This is a genomic window from Mesorhizobium sp. WSM4848 (assembly GCF_055811375.1).
Genome location: NZ_JBVVPX010000070.1, coordinates 1 through 9116 on the forward strand (window position 1 = coordinate 1; position 9116 = coordinate 9116).

General features: G+C 65.1%; 8 protein-coding genes. 6 read left to right on the forward strand and 2 right to left on the reverse strand.

What is annotated here, in order from left to right:
• Positions 1-183: 183 nt before the first annotated feature.
• Together AC0L16_RS32910 and gshB are read right to left on the reverse strand one after the other, a co-directional pair.
• Positions 184-1716, reverse strand: a complete 1533-nt coding sequence (locus AC0L16_RS32910; RefSeq protein WP_473625687.1) for a YifB family Mg chelatase-like AAA ATPase — start codon at positions 1714-1716, stop codon at positions 184-186.
• A gap of 181 nt (positions 1717-1897) precedes the next feature.
• Positions 1898-2839, reverse strand: coding sequence for a glutathione synthase (gene gshB / locus AC0L16_RS32915; RefSeq protein ID WP_473625689.1), 942 nt, complete (start codon positions 2837-2839; stop codon positions 1898-1900).
• Positions 2840-3285: 446 nt separating this feature from the next.
• On the opposite strand from gshB, the gene AC0L16_RS32920 reads away from it, so the two are divergent.
• The 6 genes from AC0L16_RS32920 to AC0L16_RS32945 all read left to right on the forward strand — a co-directional run.
• Positions 3286-4053 (forward strand): SDR family NAD(P)-dependent oxidoreductase, encoded by a 768-nt coding sequence (locus AC0L16_RS32920; protein WP_473625690.1) that lies wholly within the window; start codon positions 3286-3288, stop codon positions 4051-4053.
• Entirely contained in the window at positions 4050-5009 is a 960-nt protein-coding gene (locus tag AC0L16_RS32925; RefSeq protein WP_473625691.1) for a 2-dehydro-3-deoxygalactonokinase, read from the forward strand. The genes AC0L16_RS32920 and AC0L16_RS32925 overlap by 4 nt, the downstream gene beginning before the upstream one ends.
• Positions 5006-5647, forward strand: a complete 642-nt coding sequence (locus AC0L16_RS32930) for a 2-dehydro-3-deoxy-6-phosphogalactonate aldolase (RefSeq protein WP_473625692.1) — start codon at positions 5006-5008, stop codon at positions 5645-5647. The genes AC0L16_RS32925 and AC0L16_RS32930 overlap by 4 nt, the downstream gene beginning before the upstream one ends.
• Positions 5644-6525, forward strand: coding sequence for an SMP-30/gluconolactonase/LRE family protein (locus AC0L16_RS32935; protein WP_473625694.1), 882 nt, complete (start codon positions 5644-5646; stop codon positions 6523-6525). The genes AC0L16_RS32930 and AC0L16_RS32935 overlap by 4 nt, the downstream gene beginning before the upstream one ends.
• Before the next feature lie 172 nt (positions 6526-6697).
• Complete coding sequence (locus tag AC0L16_RS32940; protein ID WP_473625695.1) at positions 6698-7768, forward strand: D-alanine--D-alanine ligase family protein; 1071 nt, start codon at positions 6698-6700, stop codon at positions 7766-7768.
• Positions 7769-7951: 183 nt separating this feature from the next.
• Positions 7952-9116 (forward strand): NAD(P)/FAD-dependent oxidoreductase (locus AC0L16_RS32945; RefSeq protein ID WP_473625697.1); only part of this gene is annotated, 1165 nt, incomplete at its 3' end.

Below are 9116 nucleotides of genomic sequence, written 5' to 3' on the forward strand. Positions count from 1 at the left end.
CTCGCAAAAATCGTGTCGAGCGTTCTGGTCGCGCGGATCGAGATGACCGAACACAGCCTGGATCGTTTCCATCGAGAGCTCCACAATAACGGAGCCCTCCCAAGAATCCACAACCCGCCAATTGGCAAGCAATTTCCCATCTACTCAAACGCGATTCCCCTGCCTCGAGGGGGGAGGGGACCGTCACGCCGCCTGCGCCATTCGCTCCGAACTCATGCGGTACGAAATCGCCTCGGCCAGATGGATGCGGCCGACGGTCTCGCTGGTCTCGAGATCGGCCAGCGTCCGCGCCACCTTCAGCACCCGGTGATAGGCCCGCGCCGAAAAGCCAAGCTTTTCGCTGGCATCCCTGAGCAGTGACAGGCCTGATGCATCCGGCATCGCGATCTCCTCGATGATTGAGGGTGAGCAGTGCGCGTTGGTGGTGACGGAGGTCGCGCCGAGCCGCTCGAAACGTTGGCGCTGGGTTGTCCGCGCGCGGGCCACGCGCAGCGCCACATCGGCACTTTTCTCCGCCCGGTCCGGCCGGATCAGATCGCTGGCCGAGACCGCCGGCACCTCGATCCGGAGATCGATGCGGTCGAGCAACGGACCTGATATGCGCGCCTGGTAGTCGGTGCGGCAGCGGTCGCCGCGCAGGCAGCGATAGCCCGGCTCGCCGGCCATGCCGCAGCGGCACGGGTTCATCGCCGCGACCAGCTGGATGCGCGCCGGATAGGTGACGCGATGATTGGCGCGGGCGATCATGCAGTCGCCGGTCTCCAGCGGCTGGCGCAGCGCGTCGAGCGCCTGCGGCGAGAATTCGGGAAACTCGTCGAGGAACAGCACGCCGTGATGGGCCAGCGAGGCCTCGCCCGGCCGCACGCGCAGGCCGCCGCCGACCAGCGCCGCCATCGACGCCGAATGGTGCGGCGCGCGGAACGGCCGCCGGTCGGTCAGCTTGCCTTCGCCAAGCTCGCCCGCCACCGAGGCGATCATCGAGACTTCGAGCAATTCCCGCGGCACCAGCGGCGGCAGGATCGACGGCAGCCGCTGCGCCAGCATCGATTTTCCCGATCCCGGCGGACCGATCATCAGCATGTTGTGGCCGCCGGCCGCCGCCACTTCGAGTGCCCGCTTGGCGGTCTCCTGGCCCTTGATGTCGGCAAGATCCGGCAGGTCGCGCGCCGAGGTATGGATACCGGCCTCCGGCCGCGACAGCACCTGCGTGCCGCGAAAATGATTGGCGATGGCGATCAGGCTGCGCGGCGCCAGGATGTCGAAATCCTTGCCGGCCCACGCCGCTTCCGGGCCGCAGGCGAAAGGGCAGATCAGGCCCTTGCCTTCGGCATTGGCGCCGATCGCCGCCGGCAGCGCGCCGGCCACCGCGGCGATGGTGCCGTCGAGCGACAGCTCGCCAAGCACGACATAGCCGGCCAGCATGTCGCCTGGAATGGCGCCAAGCGCCGCCATCAGGCCAAGCGCGATCGGCAAATCGTAATGGCTGCCTTCCTTGGGCAGGTCGGCGGGCGCCAGATTGACGGTGACCTTCTTCGATGGCATCGACAGGCCCGATGCGTGCAGCGCAGCCTGCACCCGCTCCCGGCTTTCGGCCACCGCCTTGTCGCCGAGGCCGACGATGTGCATGTTGACCTTGCCGGGCGCGATCATCACCTGCACGTCGACCGGCACGGCCTCGATGCCCTGGAAAGCGACCGTGCGGACCCGCGCAACCATTTTTCTGCCCCCGGACATGGGCTCGCCCGAAGCCCATGCGATCATGCCGCGAACGGCGTCATCTCAGACAACCACAGATTTTGGGCAAAGGCAAGAACATTACGGGAACAATCGAACGTTGTGCTTTGATGGCGACGCATCGGCTACGGATCGGGAAACCGCCGTTCCGCCAGCATGGGCGCTACTTGCGCTTGTCCTCGACCGCATCCCAGAACAGGCTGGCGATATCGGCGCCGCCGAAGCGTTTGACCTCGCGTACGCCGGTCGGCGACGTCACGTTGATCTCGGTCATGTAGTCGCCGATCACGTCGATGCCGACGAGGATGAAGCCGCGCTCTTTCAGCGACGGACTGATGCGGGCGCAGATCTCGCGTTCGCGCTCTGTCAATTCGGTTTTTTCGGCGCGGCCGCCGACATGCATGTTGGAGCGTGAATCAGTCTCGGCCGGCACCCGGTTGATGGCGCCGACCGGCTCGCCGTCGATCAGGATGATGCGCTTGTCGCCGGCTCGCACCTCCTTCAGATAGCGCTGCACGATATAGGGCTCGCGGAACATCTGGCCGAACATTTCGAGCAGCGAGGCGAGGTTGCGATCGGCTTCGTGCAGGTGGAAGATGCCGGCGCCGCCATTGCCGTATAGCGGTTTGACGATGATGTCGCCGAACTCCTTGCGGAAGGCGGCGACCTCCAGCGGGTCCTTCGTGATCAGCGTTTCCGGCATCAGGTCGGGAAATTCGGTGACGAAGATCTTTTCCGGGCTGTTGCGCACCCAGGCCGGGTCGTTGACCACCAGCGTCCTGGGATGGATACGCTCAAGGATGTGCGTGGAGGTGATGTAGTTCATGTCGAACGGCGGATCCTGCCTGAGCAGGATGACGTCCATCTCCGACAGGTCGGTGCGCACTTCTTCGCCGAGCGAATAGTGATTGCCCTTCTCGTCGCGGACCTGCATTGCCTCGATGCGGGCAAACACCTTGCCGCCACGCAGCGACAGCCGGTCGGGCGTATAATGGAACAGCTGATGGCCGCGCCGCTGCGCTTCCAGCGACAGCGCGAAAGACGTGTCGCCGGCAATCGAGACGGTGGAGATGTGGTCCATCTGGACGGCGATTTTCAGAGGCATGACGGATCTCCGGCGGATCGTATGGGCAGCTGTGCTTGCCCTTACAACCTCGCCGGTCATCTGCCAATCGCGACATTTTGAGGATTGCCTGCTGAGCGTACGTGAGGCGCAGGCGGAGCGCCTTGCCCAGTTCGGCTGCGCCGGCATCAACGATTCCTGTTCGGCGGGTCGGTCGGTTTCGATGCCACGCTCTGCTATCTCAGAAATTCCCTCCGTGGCACCTTGCGCTCAAGGCGATCTGACGAGCGACTTGTCAGACATAAGCCCGCGAATTTGCTTTTTCTCCCTTGCTCCCCCGACCGGGCTGGCTAGGATGCGCGCCGACCGAGCCTACGGCGCCGCGCGTCCTTTTGGACGCGCAAACGACGCTGTAGCACTTTGATTTTGCGCATGATCCTTTCCGAAAATCGAAACCGATTTTCGGGGCCATGCGCAGGGAGAAAAAAATGATGCCATCGGCGCGCTTTGCCGACCTTGAGGGCGCTTCGGTGCTGATTACCGGCGGCGGCTCCGGCATCGGCGCGGCGCTGACCGAGGGTTTTGCCCGCCAGGGGGCAAAGGTCGCCTTCATCGATATCGCCGACGGCCCGAGCCTGGCGCTGGCCGACCGCATCGAAAAGGATCTCGCCCGCCGCCCCCTCTATCTCAAGACCGACATACGCGACGTCGAGGCGCTGCGGGCCTCGGCCGCCAGGGCGGCAGAGGCGCATGGCGACGTCACCGTGCTGGTCAACAATGCAGCACTTGACGATCGCCACGCGGTGGAAGATGTCACAGTGGAGTTCTGGGACAACAACCAGGCGGTCAACCTGCGTCCGCATTTCTTCTCCGCACAGGCGGTAGCGCCGGGCATGAAGCGGGCCGGCGGTGGCTCGATCATCAACTTCACGTCGACGTCGTTCCTGATCAATCACCCCGACATGCCGGCGTATACCGCCGCCAAGGCGGGGATCGTCGGCCTGACCAAGGGGCTTGCCGGCAAGCTCGGCGCCGACGGCATTCGCGTCAATGCGATCGCACCCGGCTGGGTGATCACCGAGCGGCAGAAGCAGCTCTGGGTCACCGAACAGGCGCTCGACGCCCACGTGGCCAAGCAATGCATCAAGCAGGTGATGCAGCCGGAAGACGTCGTCGGCACGGTGCTGTTCCTGGCGTCGGACGCTTCGCGCATGCTGACCGCACAAATGCTGATCGTCGACGGAGGCTTCCTGTGAGCCCAGGATCGCCGCGCAAGGCGCCGGCCGTCGCCGCCGTCGATTGGGGCACCACCCGTCTCAGGGTCTGGCTGGTCGATGAGGCCGGAAATGTTCTCGCCGAGCGTCGCGGCGACGACGGGCTGATCACCGCGCAGGCGGTCGGGTTTTCGACCATCCTCGAAGGACATCTGGCGGCGATGGGCGCGCCGGAAGCGATGCCCGTCATCATTTGCGGCATGGCCGGCTCGCGCCAGGGCTGGCTGGAGGCGCCCTATGTCAGCGTGCCGGCACCGATCGGCGCCATCCTTGCCGGTGCTGCGCGCGTCCCCGGCCAGCGCCGTGACATCCGCATCGTTCCGGGCCTTGCCCAGCGCCAGGCCGACGCGCCCGATGTCATGCGCGGCGAGGAAACGCAGCTTGCCGGCGCCGGCTTGCCGGCAAAAGGCCGCCATCTCGTCTGCATGCCCGGCACCCACTCCAAATGGGTACTGGTCGAGGACGGCGCCGTTGCCGGTTTTGGCACCTGGCCGACCGGCGAGCTGTTTTCGGTGCTGGCGGCGCATTCGATCCTGCGCCATTCGCTGGGCGAGCAGCCCAAGCCGGTTGCACCGGGCAATCCGTTTTTCCGGCGCTGGTGCGAGACAGCGCTGGCCGAGGGCGGCGATGTCACATCGAGACTGTTCTCGATCCGCGCCGCGGGCCTGCTGCAGGACCTGAAGGCCGACGATGCCGCTGCCTGCCTTTCAGGCCTGCTGATCGGCGGCGAGATCGCCTCGGCCAGCGGCCGCTATCGAAAAGGCGCGGCGTCGATCGTGCTGGTCGCATCCGGCGGGCTCGGCACGCTCTACACTGAGGCGCTCGGTCTTGCCGGACTTGCGGTGAGAGCCGTCGATGCCGACGAGGCGGTGCGTGCCGGCCTGATCGAGGCGGCGCGCAAAAATGGCATGATTGCTGGAAGCGGAGTTGCCGCATGACCGAGACCGCATCGTTTCCGAGGCTCGAGCGCGGGCTTGTCGCCATTCTGCGCGGCCTCAAGCCGGACGAGGCGGTGGCCGTCGGCCGGGCGATCTTCGAGGCCGGCATCGAAGCCATCGAAGTGCCGCTCAATTCGCCGGACCCGTTTGTCTCCATCGCGAGAATTGTTGAGGCGCTGCCGGCGACGGCATTGGTCGGCGCAGGGACTGTGTTGACCGCAGCCGATGTCGACGGACTGAACAAGGCCGGCGGGCGGCTGCTGGTCAGCCCCAACATCGATGCCGAGGTCATGGGTCGCGCCATGCATTACGGCATGGTGACGATGCCGGGCGTGTTCACGCCGACCGAAGCCTTCCAGGCCATCCGGCTCGGCGCCTCGGCGCTGAAATTCTTCCCGGCCAGCGTGCTTGGCGCGGCCGGGATCGCGGCGATGCGGGCCGTTTTGCCGGCTGAGACGCTGGTCGGCGCGGTCGGCGGCGTGTCGGAGAAGGACTTTGCCGGCTACAAGGCGGCCGGCGTCAGCGTCTTCGGCCTCGGCTCCAGCCTGTTCAAGCCTGGTATGAGCGTCGACGAGGTGGTCGCGCGGGCCCGCGCTGCCACAGTAGCCTGGGACGCAGCGTTTGGAGCCGCGCCATGAGCGAAGCCATCGTTTCGGTTTTTTCCGACCATGTCTGTCAGCTCGGCGAAGGCCCGAGCTATGACCTCGCCACCGATACGCTCTACTGGTTCGACATCGTCAACGGCCAACTCCTGGAAAAGCGCCTGTCCGGCGGTGCCGTCAAAATCCACGAGCTTGGCCAGATGGCCAGCGCGATCGCCGTCGTCGACGACAAAAGACAGTTGATCGCCACCGAAACCGGCCTGCATGTCCGCGACGTGGCGACCGGCAAGATGACGCTGCATACGGCGATCGAGGCCGACAATCCGACGACGCGATCGAACGATTCGCGCGTCCACCCCTGCGGCGCCTTTTGGGTCGGCACGATGGGCAAGGGCGAGGCAAAGGCCGCTGGCTCGATTTATTGGTTCTACAAAGGAGAGCTGCGCCGGCTTTATTCCGACATCACCGTCTCGAACTCGATCTGCTTTTCCGAAGATGGAACGGTCGCCCATTACACCGATACCAGCACCGGCCTGTTGATGCGCGTCGGCTGCGATCCGGCGACCGGCCTGCCGGCTGGCGAGCCAAAAATCTTCGTCGATCACCGCAAGGCCAAGGGCTATATCGACGGTTCGGTGCTCGATCGCGACGGTGTCCTGTGGAACGCCTGCTGGGGCGGCAGCGTCGTTGAAGCCTACGGGCCTGACGGCAAACTCATCCGTTCGGTCGCGATGCCGGTGACGCAGCCGTCCTGCCCGGCCTTTGTCGGCAGGAATGCCGACCGGCTGGCGGTCACCTCCGCCTGGTCGGGCAAGGATGAGAAACAGCGCCTGCTGGATCCGCAAGCCGGCATGACGTTTCTGCTCGACATTCCGGTCAACGGCCGCTTCGAGCCGCGCGTGCTGATCGCCTAGACCATGATCCCGAACCTTTTCGGAAAGATCATGGTCAAACAGGAAGATCGCGCCAGCACTGTCGCGCAGGCGCCCGGCTGACGTCGATTTCACGAAAGCCTGATACATCCGTCGTGCGATGGTAGGTAGTCGCGCTGCCAGGACCCGTTCATCTCCAGGAATCGTTCATGTCATGTCAAGCCGCAGGCCGAAGCTGATCCTAGTCTACGAGCCGGAACAGGCCTGCTTCGAACGGCTGGTTGCCGATGGCCACGTGCCGGGGCGCGCCGCCGAAATCGCCTCCTATCTGGCGCAATCGACCGACATCGCCCCTGAGTTCGACGCGCTGGCCGCAGCCTGCCAGACGCGCGGCCTGTCCTTCGCGCCGGTGACGCTCGACGACGCCGCAAATGTGCTTGCCGGTGAGGATCCGAAGACGACGCTGGTGTGGACGCTGACAGACGGCATCGCCTATTTCCGCGGCGGTGCAGCGCCGGCGCTGGCAAGGCTGAACGGCCTGAAGCTGCTCGGCGCCGATGATGCGCTGTTTGCGCTCTGCCAGGACAAGTTTCGCTCCGGCGCCGTGCTCGGCGCACTCGGCCTGCCGGTGCCGCAATCCGGCTTGGCCCGCGACGGCCGCTGGCTGGTCGAGCCGCCGGCTTCGCCAGCCGGCTGGTTCGTCAAGCCGAACCGGCTCGGCGCCAAGATCGGCATCTGGCCGGATTCGCGCAGCAGCGATCTCGGCCACGCGCTTGAGCTTAGCCGGCGCGTCTTCGCTGCCTATCGCGACGATGTCGTCGTGCAGCCCTACGTCACCGGGCGCAATGCGCGCGCCAGTTTTCTCGGCTTGAAGCCGGACACCGGCGTCGAAGCGCTCGGCGTCGTCTTTGTCGATTCGGGAAGTGATTTCCAGACAATGGAAGACAGCCTGGCGCTCTACGGCGACACCGGCGAGGCTGCCAGGGCGGCGAGAACATATGCCGAGCCGGCGCTGCTGCCGGTTGCCGCCAGCCAGCCGCAAGCCGATGCAAGCATCCGACGGATCGCGCAAAGCCTGATCGCCGGGCTTGGCCTGCGGGACGTGTTTTCCGTCGATTTCCGGGTCGAAGCCAACGATAGCATCCATCTCATCGAGTTCGAGGTCTGCCCGGGCCTGCCCTGCTTCGATTTCCGCGCCTATTGCCGCACGCAATGGCAGATGGGCCTCGCCGATGCGATGGCCGCGACCGCTGCGAGTCGGTTTGGTCGATTGGCGGCGTGTTGAGCACAAATCCTGCGTGAAGCTGCCCGGAACCCTGCAGCCAAGTCCGCCAGCGAGATGAACAGCGCCCAGGATCGGGTCTCGACAAATGGCTTGCGTTCCGACCTGCAGCGACGTGAAGCTGCTGGCGGACGACGAAAACGCCGATTTCACGCTGACCTGAATCCTGTCTGGGAAATTGCGACAATGGACGTGAAGAAGAACGGCGACGTTTCATTCTGGTATGCCGACATCGGCGGCGTGCCGGGCTATCGGCCGCCGCTGTCGGGCGATATCGTGGCCGACGTCTGCATCGTCGGGGCCGGCTACACCGGCCTTTGGACCGCCTATTATCTGAAGCAGGCAGCGCCCCACCTCAACATTGTCATCATCGAGAAGGAGTTCGCCGGCTTCGGTGCTTCGGGACGCAATGGCGGCTGGCTGTCCGGCGGGTTCTCATGGTCACGCGAGAAATATGAGAAGGCAACCTCGCGCGCTGGAGTCATCGCCATGCAGGCGGCAATGACGGGCACGGTGAACGAGATCATATCGGTTGCGGAAACCGAAGGCATCGACGCCGACATTCGCCGTACCGACGAACTGCTGGTCGCAACCAACGAGGCGCAGGAGCAGCGCGCCAAAGCGATGTATGCCCATGCCAGATCCTGGGCGCTGACCGACGAGCGCGTCGGATATATCGATACAGCCGAGATGCGCCGGCGCATAGCGGTACACAACGCGTACGGCGCCTTCGTCATCAAGAAAGTTGCGCGGGTTCAGCCCGCAAAGCTGGTGCAGGGGCTCGCCAGGGCAGTGGAGCGGCTCGGCGTCCCGATCTACGAACAGACGACGGTGCTGTCGATCGAGAAGAGCAAGGTCGCAACTAACCGGGGCGTGGTGCGAGCCGAAAAGATCGTGCGGGCGACCGAGGGTTTTACCGCGGGAATCGCCGGCCACGAAAGACTGTGGTTGGCGCTCAACAGCGCCATCGTGGTCACCGAGCCGTTGTCCGACAAGCTGTGGAGCGAAATCGGCTGGGATGGCTACGAGATGCTCGGCGACGCCGCGCACACTTACTGCTACGCCCAGCGCACCCGGGAAGGACGCATTGCCATGGGCGGACGCGGGGTGCCCTATCGGTTCGGCTCGAAGACCGACGTTCGAGGCGTCACCCAGCAGGCGACGATCGACAAGCTGCATAAAATCCTGACGACGCTTCTGCCGCAGACCAAGGGGCTCAAGCTCGACCACGCGTGGTGTGGAACGCTGGGCGTGCCGCGCGACTGGTGCACGACGCAGGGCAACGAGTCCAGGTTAACGGAGTTGGAGAGCTGCCATCAGGTAGTCGGTATCCCAGGTTGCGAGTTTTCGC